Origin of the sequence: Polynucleobacter sp. AP-Ainpum-60-G11 (assembly GCF_018688375.1) — a bacterium.
In the GTDB taxonomy this organism is placed as follows: domain Bacteria; phylum Pseudomonadota; class Gammaproteobacteria; order Burkholderiales; family Burkholderiaceae; genus Polynucleobacter.
In genome coordinates this window covers 299,021-317,360 of the sequence record NZ_CP061318.1, presented here as the reverse complement: position 1 = coordinate 317,360, position 18,340 = coordinate 299,021, and the positions used below count along the sequence as shown (strand labels likewise).

Here is an 18,340-nt window from a genome sequence, read left to right as displayed (position 1 = left end):
AGCTCTAATATTTAATAACAATCTATATTCCCAAGTTTTTCCAAGCCTCCGAGAAGGAGAATGATCTAATTTTTTCTTCTTTTAGAACCATATCTCTAATCGATAAAAGCATAAGCGTAGAATTCTCCACCTCAGCCCACCTCTTAGTCCAGCCATCCCCTTTATTTAAAAAGGGTTGGGCTAAAGCCAATCCAGACCCAGCATCTTTAGGGAAATAACTATATTTCTTATAGTTGCTGCCCTGCCAAATACTCATTGACCTAAAGTTATCAATCTTGCAAATTAAATCCTCTTGGTGATAGCTAATTGCCTCGCTAACACCTTCAAACGGGTCTCCTTTAGCAGAAAATACTATTGAAATTAAATCACCCTTTTCGCTGGTTAGACAAATGGATAAGTTTTCATCTCTGCTTTTTATGCTTCCATACGACAATGTTATTAGCCATTTATCAGGCAGTCCATGCCATGCAGAAATATGCAAGGATAAATCCACCCAATGCCCAATATTTCCACATACACGGGTACCTTCCTCTGGATTCCTATACCAATGATTGGCATCCAAATGATGTCCAATAACAAAGCAGTTAAGAGTAAAAGGTCCGGTCGCATTTATAGAATGCGACCTTAACGCCTTAATTACTTTTGAAAATGGACGGTTATATCCAGCGTAAACTGCACTCTTTGATAGGCGCACGGCCTTTACAAGCTTAATAAATTCGATTTCGTTAACGCTTATAGGCTTCTCAATATAAGTAATCTTTTGCGCAGCAATTGCGATTAACGCGTAATCTGTATGGGTAGCATGATTAGATGTAATGTAGACGTATTTAACTTTTTCTGAATGTATTAAATCATCTGCACTTAAATGCATGCTCTTAATTTGATAGAAATTTTTAAAGGTTTTTTCATTAAATTTATCGATATCGTAACAAGCTATAAACTTATTTCCAAAAAACTTGTTTATCCAATAGCCCAGTGTGGCGTATGCATATTGACCTGTTCCAATTACGCCAATATTTGCATCCCTCAGCTGTCGAATACTAAAGCAGCGAAATCGAGACCTACCCATCACCTTAAATAAGGTATAACTTATCCCATAAATCAATATAAATCTTATAAGTTTTTTAAAATTATTCAAAAATGCTCGCTTAACTTGGTGAATTGCAATTCAATTATTTACTTGAGATATTAAGGAATCCACTAACGACCAACCCTTAGCTCTAAGGGGTCTCCCTCCTTAACATTTTCGATAAAATTAACTTGTTTTTCAATTCTAATTTGCTTACGAAGTGATATTTTCTTAAATGATGACTCAGAATACTTGCTTCCACTTATTTTCCACATTAATAATTCAAGTAATAGTTTACATTTTTCGCCGATGCCCCTGCCCTGCTTTAACGCTACTAATACTGCCAACAGCGCAAAAAAATATGGTCTAGTAGTATTACACAATAGAATAGGGGAATATTTTAATCCTTTATAAATATTAAAATATCCAGAATTTTTAATATATGAGTAATCCCCTTCTTTTTTTGAAAGAATTTTGTCTCTTATATTTTTTAATATTTTAATAAATACTCGAGCATAAATAAATTTTGAATAGTATCCGAATACCTCAGTTAATTTCATGGAATCTTTATAAGTCTTTTTATAATGATATGCATCGATTTCAGCTAGTATCCATGGTCTCCACATTAATACCTTCAGAGTAGGTAGGCCAGTATAATTTATAAAATGATCCTCAGAATATGCATCAACATCGCTTATCTTCATCAAATAAGACTCTTCACCTTTTCCATCGTTACCAATATAGCCGTTCTCTCTCGCCCATTCATATAATGGCGTGCCTGGTAATGCTTGCGCATAGTTAATACTTATTCTATCGCTTGGCATCTCCGGAATGTCAATTATCTGATTTTTTTCTAGCTCATTAACATTCCAAAATTTGATATCACTTGATACATTATTTATAAATGAAATGGTCTCTTTAATAGTTTCATCATTTTCGCCTGGCATCCCTATAATCAACTGAATAATCGTACCTAATCCAGCCTCGCCAACCCATCGTAAGGCGTTGATATTAGTTTCAACAGTTGTCTTCTTTTCCATTATGTCGAGCATTTTTTGGCTTCCTGATTCCGTGCCAAATTCTACATTTGCACATCCATTTTTTCTCCAATGAATAAGCATATCTTTGGTGACTGTATTTGCCCTTACCCCCCCAACCCTCCAGGCGAGATTTAGTGCACCCAATTGCTCAACAAGTTCATTTGTAACGACAACATCGGCGCCGAAGTTTTCATCTGCGATATCCAAATATCTCACGTTATATTTGTGCATTAAGAATTTTATATGGGCTATAGCCTGTTCTACGGGTTTTGCTCTATAGCCCCTTTCCCACCTATGACAAAAAGTGCATCGAGCAACGCAACCTTTTGCTAATATAACTGTAGCTATTCTACCGCCCAATTCATTTACCGATTGATGTCCATCAACTCTCTTGTCAATTTGGTCGGAGATGAAATAGTCAATTGATCCATCTCTTTCTAAAATACTATAGTCGGGCCATGAAATTTGACCTGCCTGTAACTTTTCACCGTGTCCGGTAAAGTAGGCCTCGCCATTTGAATCCAAAAAAACTAGACCTTTAATTTTTTTAAGACTATCAACATTGTATTCATGAGCGTTTAGATGACTAATTAACTCTTTGATTGGCATCTCACCGTCACCAGTAATACATATGTCTACAGGGCAATATCGTAGGAGAATTTCAGCACTAGCCGCTAAATTACCCCCAACTACCACAATAGATTTGGGAGAGACTTTTTTAATTAAATTGGTCAGAAATTTTGTATAGGCATAGGCAGTAGAAACCACTGCACTTATCCCGATAACATCAAATTGATTTTTACAGAAATAGTCCTCTATCTCTGCCTTAGAGTACCTGAAATAGTCGATATTATAAAAACTTACCTGCTCGCCAATTGACTCCAATGCCTGAATGATAGCCATGCTTCCCAAAGGGGGGAAAGTTGTTGGGACAGGACGAATTGGGGTAGTGCAAATCGCTATATTCATGAAATTTTTTTGATTGAATTTTTCAAAATAGGGCTTATCAAAAAAGATAGGGCAATAGTAAAGATAGAAAGGGTAATTAATTTAATTATCCTTTGAATTTCCCAATCGAACCCCCAGCCATTAAGGAACCCCATAAAACTATAAAGCACAATTATTGTCAATAAGATGGATAGCGCAGTATTTGATATTCTCATACTATATATATAAGCTTTGGTAAAAGTGTAACCAATTATAGTTAGGGCTATCAAATAATACTTGCCAAATAATATATAGGCATCTGCATACATAGTAATCCAATCTGATGAATAGGGCAATAAAGGAACTTCGCTAATATCGACACCCAAATACACTGATTTAAGTGCAATTGAAGCCCTTAGTGTTTCAACACCACTTAAGGAGCCAATGATTAATCCATCAACAACACTGTTAATGTAATAATTGAAGTTTATTATTTTTGAATAATTAGCGACGTCATTTAGAATCAGAACCGTTGCGTCCAGCTCTCCAAATCTTTGGGCTATCCAATATATATAAATAAGTATAGGATTTTCAAAAAAAGATTGGCCCCTTAGAAAACCACCAATAAAATAGAGTAAAATTCCAGCAAGAAATATAATAATCATATTTCTTTTAACTTTTGCATTAAGTGAAAAGAAGGCTAAATCCCTATTTAAAATTAGACAAATAAATATCAATGACAGAATGGCAGACCTTGACCCATCTAAAGTTTTAAATAAAATAATAAAAGCTGAAAATCGCAAGAGAATTTTATTTCCCCTATCCTTATTTATTATAAAAAAAAATAAAATTATTAATACCGGATCAATGAATAAATTAAAATAATTATTTTTAAAATCAAGTATAAATAAAAAAGAAGACACAAGAATATAAAATGCCATTATATAGCTGGAAAATATTAGCTGGTATTCATACCTACTATTTAACACGCTTCTAATATTTATATCATAAGTAAATTTTTTTCTACCCAAGTACAATCCAATAAAAAAAAATACATATTCCATTATTGCAATAGTATATATTCTGTTAAAGGATGCTACTGAAATATTACCCCTTGATAAAACTTCAGAAATATGGCCAATATTTAAGAGTAGACATATTTGAAGTGTAATAGGTCTTAGGTAAAAAAATAAAAAAAAATGGAGAATTAAATATATTAATAGTGGGTTTTTACTCCATCGCCATAATCTTATCGATCCCAATAAAATTATGCAGTTTAGTATAGAAATTACTAATGTAGTTTCATCTAATACTAGCAAATTGACGTGCTCACCTCTATCAAAAAAATTAAGAAAATACCATGTTATTATTGATATGAGAAATGATAAAAGTAATAAAAAATTAAAAGCATTAAATATTATTTTTTTTTGATAATTATGATCTAATTTTTTTAACAACATGTAATTTTATTTTTCTTATAATAGAAAAGATTTCAAAGAGAAAGAGAATTTTTTTATTTTTGATTCCGCTCCTGATAACCTTAATTGCATCTAATTGAGCTTTTAAATTAAAAGCTGTCGTGTATTCATCTACATATACATTTGTCGTTATGTCATCAAGCCCATAAATGTTGTAGCCAATCTGAGTAAGATCTGCCCACAGCATCGTATCCTCACCAACCCTCAGCCCATCCCTAAATCTTATCTCCTGCAAAACCTCTGACCTCAATATTACAGTGGGCATTGCTATCCTACATGCAAATATCACGCGAAAATAAGAGTAGTTTAACCTCCCACTTTGAATTACTTTACTTTTTTTAGATTTTGAATAAATTCTCTTATAGGATGTGTGTGATGCAAACCAACCCATTTTTTTCATGATAGCTACTTGCACTTCTAATTTATCTGGCATCCAAACATCATCAGAGTCTAAAAAGGCTATGTATTCCCCTCTTGACTCTTTAATACCAATATTTCTGGCTGTCGCAGGGCCCAAATTATCTTTTAGTTTTATGTAATTTATTAATGCACCATTTAATACTCTTTCATTTATCCAAAACAATAACCTCTCATCACTCTCTAATGAACCGTCATTTACAATTATTAACTCGAATTTAGGGTAGGTTTGATTTAAAGCACTTTCTATTGATGCTATTGAATTATCAATTTCACTGTATATAGGAATTATTATGGAGATTAACTCATTCAAATTATTTACCTTATATTTTTAAAAGATATAAATATTTTTTTGGAATTAAAAATGATATTACTGCTTTAATAAGTAAATTAATATCTCTAATTTTAGCAATTTCTGATAACCATTTATTAATGTTATTTTCAATGAGATATTCTATGCTTTTAAAAAAATATAATCTATTTTTTATATGGGCTATATTCATAAATTTATTTTTATATTTTCCTTCGAATTCCTCTATCCATATTGAGTATTCTTCTATAATTTTTTTACCGCTTTTAATAGTTTCATTGTTGCCGTGTATTCGGTAATATGCAAGAGGGTCGTTTAAGCATCTAATACTGGAATGCTCCAAAACTCTCAATACAAAATCAAAATCACCTATAATATGAAATCTTGGATCAAATTTTTTTTCTAGAGACTCATATACACGTCTACTGACAACGATAGTCAATAAGCCTACATAATACGACTTTAAAAGTGTATTTATATTAATCTCGTTATCTATATTTTTTTTGAATCTTTTTTTAGTTCTTCCTGTAACTTCATTTATTATATAAAAATTAGAGCATACTAATCCGATACTCTGATCTTTAAATGCGTACATTTGTTCAAAAAGCTTTTCAGATTCCCACCAATCGTCTACATCCAGGAATGCAAAATACTCACCATTTGCACAATCTATAGCTCGGTTTCTGGCCTCATATAATGAGCTTATATGATCATTAGCTTTATAATATTTTAACCTTGAGTCTGTGTAGCTTTTAAAAATTTCTTCGCTCTGATCTGTCGAGCAATTATCAAAGAAAATTATCTCCCAATTCCGATAACTTTGGTTGAGCACGCTATCTAATGCATCCCTTAGGTATTTTTCACCGTTGAAGCAATTTATGATTATGCTGACTAACGGGGGTGTAATCTGCGACATTAATTTCTTACGATGGATTCTAGCTGACTACAAATATAATCAATATCTTTTAATTTCATTTCCGGGTGCAGGGGGAGCGTTAGTATTCTTTGATGGATATCCTCGGTATTTTTTAATTTATATGCAGATTTAAATAATGTAAGCAAATGGTTTGGGTAATAATGTATACCGGTTTGTATTCCCAGCTTCAATAAACACGTCATTAATAGCGATCTATTTATTTTTTTACTCAAAATAATTACATATATATGAGGAACTACAAAATCGTAATCTCTACTAAGGGGTAGCACATTTCCAATCCCCCTCAACTTATCATCATATCTTTTAGCTAATGCTTGTCTTTTTTGGCTCAGCTTTTCAAATTTTTTCAACTGCACCATTCCTATTGACGCCATAATATTACTCATATGGTATCTCCAGCCTAGATGCTTTACATCGAAGCTCCAACTTCTAATGTTTTTATATCTATTTGCTGAGTCATTCTCCACTCCCAATAACCTTAAATCCTCTATTACCTTCATTAGCTTTTTATCATTTGAAACAACACAGCCCCCCTCGCCACTAGTTATATTTTTTATTCCGTCAAAACTAAAACAAACAATGTCGCCAAATGATCCCACCAGCTGATTTTTGTGAATAGTGCCAAATGCGTGCGCCGCATCCTCGATCACTCTCAACTTATACTTTTTTGCAATGCTATATATTTTTTCCAATTCACCGACACCCCCCGAATAATGAACAGGCATTATTGCCCTTGTTTTTTTGGTAATTCTTTTTTCGACGTCATTAGAATCGATTATTAAAGATGAGGCATCAACATCACAGGCGACTGGCTTTGCCCCTGTGGCGGATATAGCTTGAAATGAAGCAATATATGTAAGCGAAGGGACGATTACTTCATCCCCACTACCGATACCACATGCTTGCAATGCTAACTGCAGGGCCGATGTTCCCGTTGATACGCAAAGCACTTTTCTTCCAAAGAACTTTTCAAGATTAATTTCAAATTGTTTTACCTGCTCACCCATGCCCAGGTAACCTTCTCTTAATACCTGAGTAACAGCCCTTATCTCTTCATTACCTACGGAACTTTTTGAGAGCCTAATTAGATTCATCCTGGTTTTATGCCCATGGTGCATTTCCATCCCCCCATATCTTTTCAAGGTAATTTTTATCTCGGATCGTATCCATACACTGCCAAAATCCCTCATGAAGATATGCCATTAATTGACCCTCCTTTGCCGCCAATTCCAATGGATATGATTCTAAAACCGTATCGTCACTAATTATCGTATTTATAAATTCAGGTTCTATTACAAAAAAACCGCCATTAACCCATCCTGCAGTTGTTTGTGGTTTTTCTTTAAATCCAACTACATTTATTCCATCTATATTTAGCTCACCAAATCTAGCTACCGGGCGAACAGCAGAAACAGTTACTCTTTTTTTATGTTCCTTATGAAACTTAACTAACTGTGAAATATCTATATTTGATAAACCATCTCCATATGTAAGCATAAATGTAGAATCGCCAATGTACTCCTTCAGTCTTTTAACTCTTCCTCCAGTCATCGTATCTAGACCTGTGCTTACCAAGGTAATTTTCCAATCATGCCTTGGAATACTATGTAAATGTATTTCACCAGATTGAAGATCTACAGTGAAGTCGCTCCTGGTGTTTGCATACTTTAAAAAATATTCTTTGATAACCTCAGCCTTATAGCCCAACGCCACTATAAATTCTTTATAACCAAATCGAGCGTATCGAGTCATGATATGCTCAATGATAGGAATACCACCTATTTGAATCATTGGTTTGGGTATGATGTCAGTCAACTCACCTAGCCTAGTTCCAAAGCCGCCAGCCAATATTACAACCTTCACTCTCTTCCCCAATCATGGTTAATAAAATCTATGCCTTCTCTGACAATTTCATCTTCACTGTGTTCAATATTCGCAATATTTAAAATAATATTTTTCCCGATTGTGTTTCCCTGCATTGCAACCCAAATACCTGGATATACTGTCAATCTCCCATATCTATCATTATCATTTAAGATAAATTCACGTGTTTGACCAATAGTATTTGAGTTGTTACGTAAATCAGCTACAACAAACTTAACCTCACCCAATATTACAATTAAGTTTAAAGTCATTAAATTGTGCAGCTTCCAAGGGCGAATTGTTAAGCCTTTTATCACTGAAAAATAAGCCTCTCCATATCCACAAAATGAATCGTCACTACTTTTTAAACCATGACATACATGTCCTCCATTGGATATTTTTTTTTGCAATGAGTTAAAAAAAATACCTTCCATCTCACTCATTCCTTATCTCCCTTCAACAATTTTTTCATAAAGATCAATTTGACTTTCAGTGATCTCAATCATGCTGTCTTTTCCCTGGTAAAATTTCTTATACCATTCAGCCGTTAAAGTGATATTTTGCTCGATTGAAAGTCTTGGCTTCCAACCAAGCATGCTCAAAGATTTATCGCAGCATAATTTTAATAAGGATGCTTCTGATACATTTATGCAATCCCCCAGCTCCCATTGAAGTGATGGCAATATTTTTTGAAAGCTTAATAGAAGGTCTTTTACAGTATAGTTTTGATCTGCTGTTGGTCCAAAATTATATGCCTCGCCAGAAATATCTTTTTCATGAGCGAGCTTATTTGCCAATATTAAGTAACCATAAAGCGGCTCCAATACATGTTGCCAAGGTCTCGTTGCATTTGGATTTCTTATATTAACTACTTTATTACTTGCCCAAGACCTAGCTATATCGGGCACGATTCTATCTTCAGCCCAATCTCCTCCACCGATAACATTGCCGGCCCTACATATTCCAATACGAATATCTGAATTTTGGAAGTATGAATTTATATAACTCTTAATGATTAGTTCGGCAGCACCTTTTGATGCACTGTAAGGATCACTCCCCCCTATTGAATCATTTTCACGATATCCCCAAATTTGTTCCTGGTTGTAGTAGACTTTATCGCTTGTAACTAAGACTACACTGCATGGTGATTCCAAATGTCTTAAACCCTCAAGCACATTTAAAGTTCCAATCGCGTTAACCTCAAAAGTCTCTTTTGGGTTTTTATAAGACTCCTTTACCAAGGGCTGCGCGGCTAAATGGAAAATATAATCCGGTCTTAATTCTAAAATTGTTTTTTTGACATGCTCAGCATTTCTAATATCGCCAAAAATTTGCACCAAACTTTTATCTAAATTTGCACAAAGGTAGTGGGAGGGATTGGTTGGAATATTATTCGAATAACCGGTTACGTTTGCCCCCTTTTTAATTAGCCAGGCAGTTAACCAGCTTCCCTTAAATCCAGTGTTGCCTGTAATTAATACTTTTTTAGAATTAAAAATATTCATATCCACAAAAGATTCCCATTATCAAATTACATAGCTATTTATCATTAATTGTATAGATTTTTTCAAGCATAGTTAGCAAATTAGTAAAGTCAATTTGACTTATGTTGCAAGGAATGTTAATTATTTGTTTTCCAACCGACTCAGAGTTTGGGCAGGATCCGCGGTTGTATTGAAATTCATCAATACTTATGTCCGACCCAACTATTGGACTGATAAACCATATCCATGGAGTATCTACGATATCGCGTATTTTGTTTTTAAATAGGGTAGCATCTGAATCCAACCAAACAAATCTTAAGGGTATTATTTTCAGAGTTGAATCAAAATAAGCATCAGGAAAAGATATGCTGTCACTAAATTTTTCCAGAACTTTTCTAGCCATTTCAAAATTATTAGACCTAACATTTACCTGCTTTGCCCAACGATTAATTTCAATTAACCCAAGATATGCTAGAAATGATGGCATCCTTGCAGGATATTCATAACTTATATTTTTAATAGATATAGAGTTCGTGTTATCTTTTAGATAAGAGTCCCTAATCGGGTATATTAAACTAATTAATTTTAAAATTAAATTTAAATAATTTATCCATTTATAAGTTCTAGGATTATAAAATAGTCTTTCAATTCTAAATCTAAACCATAGAAGCCTCTGCATATTTAAACTAATTTCATCCGCCACCAATTCCTGTGCTCTTAATTTTTTATATAAATCTGAATTGCTGGTATAAGCAAGGCCACCTATAAGAGTATTAATTGGCTTGCTATGATCAGTAGAAAAAATTGCAGCATTTCCAAAATTACCAACTCTTATTCCATTTTTTTCCGAAGAAACTGTTAGCGCACAATCTTCGATCAAAAATACTCCATTTCTATTTGCAAATTCAACTATTGGGCAAATATCACAGGGAATTCCAAATGAGTGTTGTGCAACAATTACTTTTGTATTTGCAGAGAATACCTTTTCAATGCCCTCCAAATATGAGCCGTATGTTGCTGTATCTATGTCGGAATATACTGGTTTTGCACCTGTGCGGAGAATGGCATTAACCATTACAGAACAAGTAAACCCAGGAAGAATAACTTCATCACCCGGACCAATTCCAAATGATTTTAATAATGCATAAAACGCCATTCTTCCTGAGGCAAATGATACCGCATCACCTGGACCAATTAATTTTGCAAATTTTTGCTCAAATTTTCTATTTATTTTTGAAGAATTTATACCAACAATTCGTCTTAATCTAATTAAGCCAAGATTTCCGATATAGTCGTGTCCTGCAATAAATCCATAAAAATAATTATTTATTGGAAGCAATGCCATTGTTGTTAATTTTAATAATAATTTATTCAAAATACTCAACATCGCATTTTGTTAAAAGTGATTTCCACTTCGTTAGATTTTCATCAACATAAAAGAGATTTTCATTGCAGAGATGTTTATTCGACTGAAAATTTTCAAGCGCCGTCAATAAATCATTGGAATTTTTTATAAATATAGTATTTTTTAAATTTCGTATAGGACTCAAATTAAGTGATGATGAATCCAATAGACATATTACTGGAATATTCATTGAGTATGCTTCCAATGCAGCTGAGGTTACACTCCCACATATTATAATATCTACTTCACGTGCATTATTCTCGAATGGGCCATCAACTATATAGAATTCATCATATTGTCGATCTTGGTAATTAATACGGCTATTAGGATGTGGTTTTAGGAATAATCTTGCCTTATTTTTAAAGTGTCGCAGCGAATCCTTGACTACCTCTACCAATTGGGTTGAGTTGCAGTCTAGATACTCACATACAATCATAATTTTTATCTCAGAATTGCCGATAAAATTCGTTACTTTTTTCCTATAGCCATCTAGATATTGATATCTAATAGCCTCAACTTTAGTAATTTTTTCTCTTGGATAACCACTTTCTTCAATCATATTAAAAGCAATAGGGCCATTTATTGCAAAATAATCTGGAAGTCTTAAATCATTTGCAATGCTTGATTCATAATTTTTAAAATCAATAAAATATCTGAAATCCCAAAATCTAATTGTAGAGTGGGCAAAACCGACTAGCTTTTGATTCCCTAATTTTTCCCAAATAAAGTTGAGCCCTCTTTCCCATGCTTGACCCTCGAGCAAATAGAATCCAATTTTTTGCGAAGTTAAATTACTTATAGCTTTTTTTATTAAATGATAAGTCATTAAATTATGCATAGCAACTGGGCCAATAAGAGTTTCTTTCCATTCACCCTCAAATAGAAGCCCAAACTGTATTAGAGAGCCATCTACCATTGGTAGATTATTTTCAATGGGCTCATATTTTTTTCTAATAATTAGCCAATCAGTTACAACATCAAAAATAACTCTTAAACATAAAAATGATTCAGGAAAGCAGTGGGCATCATCACTATTTTCATTAAATTTTTTTGAGATTTTTTTTGCTGAATTGATGTTTTTTACTTGACTACTTACATCATAAATATGTAAATAATTTATACCGTGAATTAAATCAGTAAGATTACCCCAATATCTACTTTTAAATCTATGAATTTGAAAATTATCATCTTCAAAATTATCAAAATATGTAGCAAAAAGAATTTTATTTTTATTTTCAACCCACTTTTTTACTCCAATGCCTCTCAATGAATTTCTTTTGATTAAATAAAGAAAAAGCCACATAACGGCTCTCATTTCAGCTGGAATTTTTTTATATTTAGAAAAAACAATATTTGCGTCTATTTTACTTTTCTCAAAATTGTTTATTTCATGATTAATTTTTTTTTGTTCGAAATATTTCTTTAAAACTTCAGTTAGATTTCTGTTTGATAATTTAACTTTTATCAAGGCAAACTGATTATTTCTTAACCAATCCTCTAATGCTAATATCTTAATTACATCATTTATTTGTTTAGATTTAGCGTAGTTACATTTTTCAAAAAAATAAGTGAGCCACCAGTAATTAATTTCTCCTTTATTTTTTAGCTCGTTGAATAAGGAAGACTGCCTATATTTAATATTTGGGATATCGTTAATCCACTTCAAATATCGACTTCTTAAGTTTTCAGCATCACCTTCAACAATGTCTAATATCGATAAAGTCCGCTCATCATTGGACCTTGGGAATTTAGACCATAGAAGAACTACATCATCATCCCCTAAAGGCTCTTGCTCATATTGATCCCAAATATGAAGGTTACTTTTCTTCATATATCTACAGATTTAATAGTCGCCTAACCTTCTCAAGATCTTGTGGGGTATCTACCGACTGGCACTCGTACTCAGTTGATGCCATATAAACCTTATCACCATGCTCTATAACTCGCAACATATCTATTGATTCACATATTTCCAATGGGGTTGGCTTCATTTCAGTGTACTTCAATAAATAGTCTCTTCTGAATGGAATAACACAGATCTGCTTACCAAGAGCCACATTTTTTATCCTTGCTAATGTTGGTATTGGCTCCCTAGAGAAATAAAGTGCGTAATTATTAACATCACATACAACCTTGATGCAATTCCGGTCCTCAAATTCTTCTATTGTTTTTATTCTTCCAACCAGATTAGTAACATTTATTGATTCATTGTCTAGCATTGGGCTCAATGCTTGCTCAATCATTTGTTCATTAATCAATGGCTCATCACCCTGAACCATCACTACAATGTCGTACCTTTTCCCCTCCTCCACCTCTAATTTAATTAATGCCTCAGCACATCTATCAGATGCCCTCTCATGTTCTGGACTAGTCATAATCGCTTTTCCATTAATTGATTGAACATATTCATATATCTCTTGATCGCAAGTTGCGACCACTACTCTAGAGAGAAGGGGTGACTTTTCTACATTTTTATAAACTACTCCAATCATAGGCATTCGACCTAATAGGGCCAGTGGCTTTCCTGGAAACCTGCTACTACCCATTCTTGCTGGAATAATGGCTACAATTTTTAACTTATTTGACATTATTTTTCCCCTTAAAATAATCTAGAAATATTTCAAATATCTTCATATTTCCAGCATCGGTATAGTGGACGGCATCATACGTGAATTGCTCATTAAATTCCGGTAACTCTATTAATTCAATGGCTTTAAGGCTTAAATTAAATTTATTGGTAAGGCGTATTGATGAATAAAAAATATTAGGTCTCGCTCGTTCAATTTGTATATCTTTTTTTATTTCTGGGGTTGAAAATACATAACAATTAAAATCTCTTAATGAATTTTGAACTGCAATTTTAAATTCGCTTGGATAAATTATTTCATGTAAAGTTATCATCTGACCACTCGAAGATAGTGACCGTCCCACCTCTACTGTTTGACATTTTGCTCCACCATCTAATATTGATTCTGCTTGCCGAAGAACATCCCATATTACGGAATATTTTTTGGGTGTAAAATCGACAAAACCCATGTTTGTGATTATATTTTTTGCGCTGACTTTATTAAGCCTAAGAAAATTGACTAAGGTTGACCATGTAGTTAATTCCAATGGACGTACTATTGCTAGATATTTTTTCTTATTCTGAATTAAATACTCTTCAATTCTTTTGATTAATGAAGTTTCATACGATTTACTGATACCTCTTGAATCAAAAAAAAGAATGTATTCAGCATCTTGAATTTTAGAATTTGACTTCAATAAGAAGTCATGTCCACAATTCAGGGAATCTCCTAAAAATTTTACGTCGCCATTTTCATAGTGTGCAGTAATTTTTCTAATCAAATTTAGCACCGCATCTCAAAATGACAGAATCAATTGAATAAGCTATAAATTTGTACCCCTCATTTATCCTATTTTCCAACTCATCCTTCGATGCCTCTACAACATGAACACCCGAAGGAATAGAATAATCTTTAGCCTTAGTTTTAATAACATTCATTGCATTTATAAATTTAGGGTTTTTAAAATCACCAATTATCCCAAGTGATGCTGATAAATCATACGGCCCTACAAATATAGCATCTAGTCCTTTTACATTTAAAATTTCATCAATTTTTTCTAGACCTATTTTATCTTCTATCATCGCAATAATTAACGGTGTTTGGGACTCTAGAAAATAATCATTGAAGTTCTTGCCAAACAAATTTGCACGAGAAAATGCAACTCCTCTTTCCCCTGCTGGTGGCCAACAACATCTTACAATTAAATCTTGCAGCTGCTTAGCACTTTGAATTTTTGGAATAATAACACCGGCAGCTCCTGCATCTAAAGCTGACCTGCATTCTTGCTCCGAATGTGATCCCAACCTCACTAATGGTAATGTTCCGCCAAGTTCCAATGCCCTAAAAAGGTCAGGTAATTGATCCCTTGAAATTGAGCCATGCTCCATGTCTATAGCCACCCAGTCATATCCTGATTGACCCATAATCTCAGCAATTGAAGGGTGTGGAATTTGAATCCAACCTCCGATTGATGGAGTATTATTTTTTAGTTTTTCTCTAATTAATTTGCACGAATTATATTTATTCATATAGTTATAAAAAATTGTTAACTCTATATTTAGAATTAATACTTGAGTTATATTTTGTACTTCTCAATATAAACGATATATTATTTGATTTTGCAGCCCTCATATCTCCAATTGAATCGCCGATCATTACACACTTATTAGAATCAGCCTTAGTTGATTTTATAAATTCAGCCATTGCTAATTCTTTCACTGTAGGGTATCCATAAATTTGGAAAAAAAATTTATGGATATTTAATAATTTTAATATCAATAAGATTTCATGATGTGGTGTAGCAGTTAACAATATATTATATTTTTTTACCACATCTTTTCTAAGGAAATCTATTACTCCAGGTACCCATGGTGATTCAATAACCTTACGCACCACTTCAGTTGAATATTTGTCTGTATATAATTTAATTATTTCTTCATTCGGCTCTCTGCCAGTCCATCTAATGTATTGCTTTATTTTTTCATCCCGTGAAACCCCAGCATTAAAAATATGGTGGTTGATTATTTTATTTTGCGTTTCAACACTATAGTCTATAAATAAATTGGCAAAGGCTTGAGCTTTTGCATTTACACTATCCTTAATTACACCATCAAAATCCCAAAAAATAATCTCTGAATTTTTGATTATTTCATACTCTCTCTCGCCCATATTTGATTCCACACCACCCCTCCCCCAAATGATTCGATTGAATTAAACATTTCAGAATGCCTTTTTTCTATCATTACAAATCCAGCCCCGAGCAAATATTCATTACATTTATTTGATTGTTCGTAAAAATTATCATTTACTTCTATCAAAATACTTCTTACATTCTTTAAAGTTTTAGCAGCTCCCTCAAGAATTAAGTGCTCAATTCCATCTACGTCAATTTTAATATAATCAGGATTCTGTATTTTTAAGAGTTCAATAATTTCATCAATACTCATACCCAATAACTGATAGTTGAATATCTTTTTTATGGGCTTACCATCCCACCCATAATTTTCACCAAATGACGAAAGAGCTCCACCCCAAGATTCTGTGCCCATATTTAAGTAGTCAAATTTTTTACTATTAGTTAATGGAATTGGGACTATTCTTATGCTGTCTTCCAAACTATTTATATATATGTTTTTTGCCAAACTCTCTAGATTAAACACTGAAGGTTCAAATGCGTATACATTGCATTTTTTTGCTTTTGCTGCATAACATGAGTACAGACCTATGTTTGCTCCCACGTCCCACAGAACTGAGCCATCTTCCATTGCATCAATCCACTCTAGTGTTTCAGGCTCCTTTGTAGAAAATGTTTCAACTCTAAATTTATTCAACTGATTTGAGATCAAGAATTTGAAATCTAAATTTCTATGCCTTACGTCAGAATAATTATTTGTTTGAAAAATTATTATTGATTCATACAGAAACTTTCCTAATTTTGTATAACCCCCAATCCTAATTATATTTTGTATAAGATTTTTTATTAGTTTCTTCATTTATTTTTGTCTTTACTATTCACCACATATTCAATTAGCTCTAATAGGCCTTGCCCTAAATCAACATGCATTGGCGGAACATACTTTTTACCAATTTTTGGCAAATACGCATATGGAGTTCTTATATAGTGACCCGATTGATAATCATTGATGAATTTAATGCTATTTTGATTAAACCCAATAATTTCTGCAAGCATACTTAGCAAGTCAGCAATTTTCATTGCCTCTTGCCCTGTTAGAACAACGCTTTGATTTTTAAACTTCTCTTCCAGCGCTGCTGCACTAGCTTCAGCAGCATCGTATACGTGTATAAATTCACGCATACTCTCGGGGCTACCTTCATACTGCAAAAATCCCGTGTCTAATGCTCTTTCTATGATGCGAAACAACCCATTTGCTTTATTCGCCCTGGGACCGTAAAGGGACCCGTATCTTAATATAGTGTAGTCAAGGCCATAGCACTTTTCATATTCAATAATGTATTCTTCGGCCGCCCTTTTGCTGCATCCGTAAAACCCACCTTCTCTACTTTGAACGTAAACAGTACTTGCATATACAAATCTTGAAATATTGTGCTTTCTACAAAGCTCCAACACATAAGCATTACCAAGTATATTTACCTCAATAGTTTCAATAGCTTTATTTTTTGCATCGTTCAGATCAGATATAGCAGCAAAATTATATACATATTGACAGCCTTCTATTGCTTCTTCAAGCTTACTTCTATCAAGCAAATTACCTTGTATAAATTTTTGATTTTTATTACTCCATCTAGAGTAATGCTCATCAAATATCGTTACTTGATGTCCTAAATTAGTTAGGGCATCAGAAACATGACTTCCCAAAAACCCAGATCCACCAATGACGCATATCTTACTCATGAACAAGGTCCGATTGGAAATAAAAATCAGGTATTAAATTTTTCAATGGGTCCCCCCGTAAATACCTTATCGCCTCTTCCGTTGCCTCAATTTCCATTTTTGCCCTGCAGTCTTTTGACATAGAACCCATATGTGCCGTCAAGATACAATTATCAAGCTGTGATAGCTCACCAACGTAAGGTTCATTTTCGAAAACATCAATTGCAGCTCCATGGATCATCTTGTCTTTTAAAGCTTGAATTAAGGCATTCTCGTTAATAATCCCACCTCTAGCAGTATTGATAATTACAGCCTCAGGCTTCATCATTGACAACTCTTTAGCACCAATTAAATCTTTGGTTATATTCGTATAAGGTAAATGTAATGTAATAATGTCAGCATCCTTATAAATTATTTCTTTATCAACCCATTGAAATTTATTAAATTTATCTTGATCTACTTTTAGATCATTTAATAATATTGTTTGCGCACCATTTGCAGCATAAAGATTTGCGACTTTATTACCGATTCGGCCTACGCCAATTATACCGATCTTACAATCACAAAGCCTTTTTCCAAAATATCTCTTCCAAAGAGATCTATGCATATCCACATTTGCCATATGTATATTTCGTATTAGAGAATAAGTCAACCCAAGCGTAAGTTCTGCAACCGCGGGGGCTGGAGCATCAGGCGTATAGCTTATGAGTACATTATTTTTCTTTGCTGCTACCAAATCTATTCCATCTAATCCAACGCCGACTCTTGAAATAAGTTTCAGTGATCTTGCAGCATTAAATACATCTATACCTATTTTTTCAGTACCTGCAATTATTATGTCAAATTCAGGAACCAGATCAATTAATTCTTTTTCACTCAGTTTTCTTCCATAAGGGTTAATAAAATACTTTGCATTCTCCTTATCCAAAAGTTGGATTGGCGTTATATTTTCCTTCCCAAATGGTGCAGTTGTAATTAATATGTTCATCC

At 33.3% G+C, this 18,340-nt stretch carries 18 protein-coding genes; all 18 read right to left on the bottom strand.

Annotation, left to right across the window (positions count from 1 at the left end):
• Window positions 1–22 precede the first annotated feature (22 nt).
• The 18 genes from FD971_RS01690 to FD971_RS01605 all read right to left on the bottom strand — a co-directional run bounded on the left by FD971_RS01690 (window position 23) and on the right by FD971_RS01605 (window position 18,338).
• A complete protein-coding gene (locus FD971_RS01690; RefSeq protein WP_215334398.1) occupies window positions 23–1,138 on the bottom strand; it encodes a Gfo/Idh/MocA family protein in 1,116 nt (371 codons plus the stop codon).
• A gap of 62 nt (window positions 1,139–1,200) precedes the next feature.
• Window positions 1,201–3,078, bottom strand: a complete 1,878-nt coding sequence (locus FD971_RS01685) for a B12-binding domain-containing radical SAM protein (protein WP_256442901.1) — start codon at window positions 3,076–3,078, stop codon at window positions 1,201–1,203.
• Window positions 3,075–4,067 carry a hypothetical protein gene (locus FD971_RS01680; RefSeq protein WP_215334396.1) on the bottom strand — a complete coding sequence of 331 codons (993 nt, stop codon included), beginning with the start codon at window positions 4,065–4,067 and terminating at the stop codon, window positions 3,075–3,077. Before FD971_RS01680 ends, FD971_RS01685 begins: the two co-directional genes overlap by 4 nt.
• Before the next feature lie 403 nt (window positions 4,068–4,470).
• Window positions 4,471–5,244, bottom strand: coding sequence for a glycosyltransferase family 2 protein (locus tag FD971_RS01675; RefSeq protein WP_215334395.1), 774 nt, complete (start codon window positions 5,242–5,244; stop codon window positions 4,471–4,473).
• Between the two features lie 10 nt (window positions 5,245–5,254).
• A complete protein-coding gene (locus FD971_RS01670; protein ID WP_215334394.1) occupies window positions 5,255–6,157 on the bottom strand; it encodes a glycosyltransferase in 903 nt (300 codons plus the stop codon).
• On the bottom strand, window positions 6,157–7,302 hold the full coding sequence (locus FD971_RS01665; RefSeq protein WP_251368655.1) for a DegT/DnrJ/EryC1/StrS aminotransferase family protein: 1,146 nt from the start codon (window positions 7,300–7,302) through the stop codon (window positions 6,157–6,159). Before FD971_RS01665 ends, FD971_RS01670 begins: the two co-directional genes overlap by 1 nt.
• Window positions 7,280–8,041 (bottom strand): glucose-1-phosphate cytidylyltransferase, encoded by a 762-nt coding sequence (rfbF, locus tag FD971_RS01660; protein ID WP_215334393.1) that lies wholly within the window; start codon window positions 8,039–8,041, stop codon window positions 7,280–7,282. The genes FD971_RS01665 and rfbF overlap by 23 nt, the downstream gene beginning before the upstream one ends.
• Entirely contained in the window at window positions 8,038–8,484 is a 447-nt protein-coding gene (locus FD971_RS01655) for a dTDP-4-dehydrorhamnose 3,5-epimerase (protein ID WP_215334392.1), read from the bottom strand. The genes rfbF and FD971_RS01655 overlap by 4 nt, the downstream gene beginning before the upstream one ends.
• 3 nt (window positions 8,485–8,487) lie before the next feature.
• The gene (gene rfbG, locus FD971_RS01650; RefSeq protein ID WP_251368694.1) at window positions 8,488–9,546 is read right to left on the bottom strand and encodes a CDP-glucose 4,6-dehydratase; all 1,059 of its coding nucleotides are present in this window, start codon (window positions 9,544–9,546) and stop codon (window positions 8,488–8,490) included.
• A 34-nt stretch (window positions 9,547–9,580) separates the two neighbouring features.
• On the bottom strand, window positions 9,581–10,912 hold the full coding sequence (locus FD971_RS01645; RefSeq protein ID WP_215334390.1) for a DegT/DnrJ/EryC1/StrS family aminotransferase: 1,332 nt from the start codon (window positions 10,910–10,912) through the stop codon (window positions 9,581–9,583).
• Window positions 10,893–12,761, bottom strand: a complete 1,869-nt coding sequence (locus FD971_RS01640; protein WP_215334389.1) for a TIGR04326 family surface carbohydrate biosynthesis protein — start codon at window positions 12,759–12,761, stop codon at window positions 10,893–10,895. Before FD971_RS01640 ends, FD971_RS01645 begins: the two co-directional genes overlap by 20 nt.
• Before the next feature lie 4 nt (window positions 12,762–12,765).
• On the bottom strand, window positions 12,766–13,518 hold the full coding sequence (gene kdsB / locus FD971_RS01635; RefSeq protein WP_215334388.1) for a 3-deoxy-manno-octulosonate cytidylyltransferase: 753 nt from the start codon (window positions 13,516–13,518) through the stop codon (window positions 12,766–12,768).
• Window positions 13,508–14,278, bottom strand: a complete 771-nt coding sequence (locus FD971_RS01630) for a hypothetical protein (RefSeq protein ID WP_215334387.1) — start codon at window positions 14,276–14,278, stop codon at window positions 13,508–13,510. The genes kdsB and FD971_RS01630 overlap by 11 nt, the downstream gene beginning before the upstream one ends.
• A complete protein-coding gene (locus FD971_RS01625; RefSeq protein WP_215334386.1) occupies window positions 14,271–15,026 on the bottom strand; it encodes an HpcH/HpaI aldolase/citrate lyase family protein in 756 nt (251 codons plus the stop codon). Before FD971_RS01625 ends, FD971_RS01630 begins: the two co-directional genes overlap by 8 nt.
• 4 nt (window positions 15,027–15,030) lie before the next feature.
• Entirely contained in the window at window positions 15,031–15,678 is a 648-nt protein-coding gene (locus FD971_RS01620) for an HAD family hydrolase (RefSeq protein ID WP_215334385.1), read from the bottom strand.
• On the bottom strand, window positions 15,642–16,490 hold the full coding sequence (locus FD971_RS01615; RefSeq protein WP_215334384.1) for an FkbM family methyltransferase: 849 nt from the start codon (window positions 16,488–16,490) through the stop codon (window positions 15,642–15,644). Before FD971_RS01615 ends, FD971_RS01620 begins: the two co-directional genes overlap by 37 nt.
• Window positions 16,487–17,371: an NAD(P)-dependent oxidoreductase gene (locus tag FD971_RS01610; RefSeq protein ID WP_215334383.1), complete on the bottom strand. Its 885-nt coding sequence runs from the start codon at window positions 17,369–17,371 to the stop codon at window positions 16,487–16,489. The genes FD971_RS01615 and FD971_RS01610 overlap by 4 nt, the downstream gene beginning before the upstream one ends.
• A complete protein-coding gene (locus FD971_RS01605) occupies window positions 17,364–18,338 on the bottom strand; it encodes an NAD(P)-dependent oxidoreductase (protein WP_215334382.1) in 975 nt (324 codons plus the stop codon). Before FD971_RS01605 ends, FD971_RS01610 begins: the two co-directional genes overlap by 8 nt.
• Window positions 18,339–18,340 lie beyond the last annotated feature (2 nt).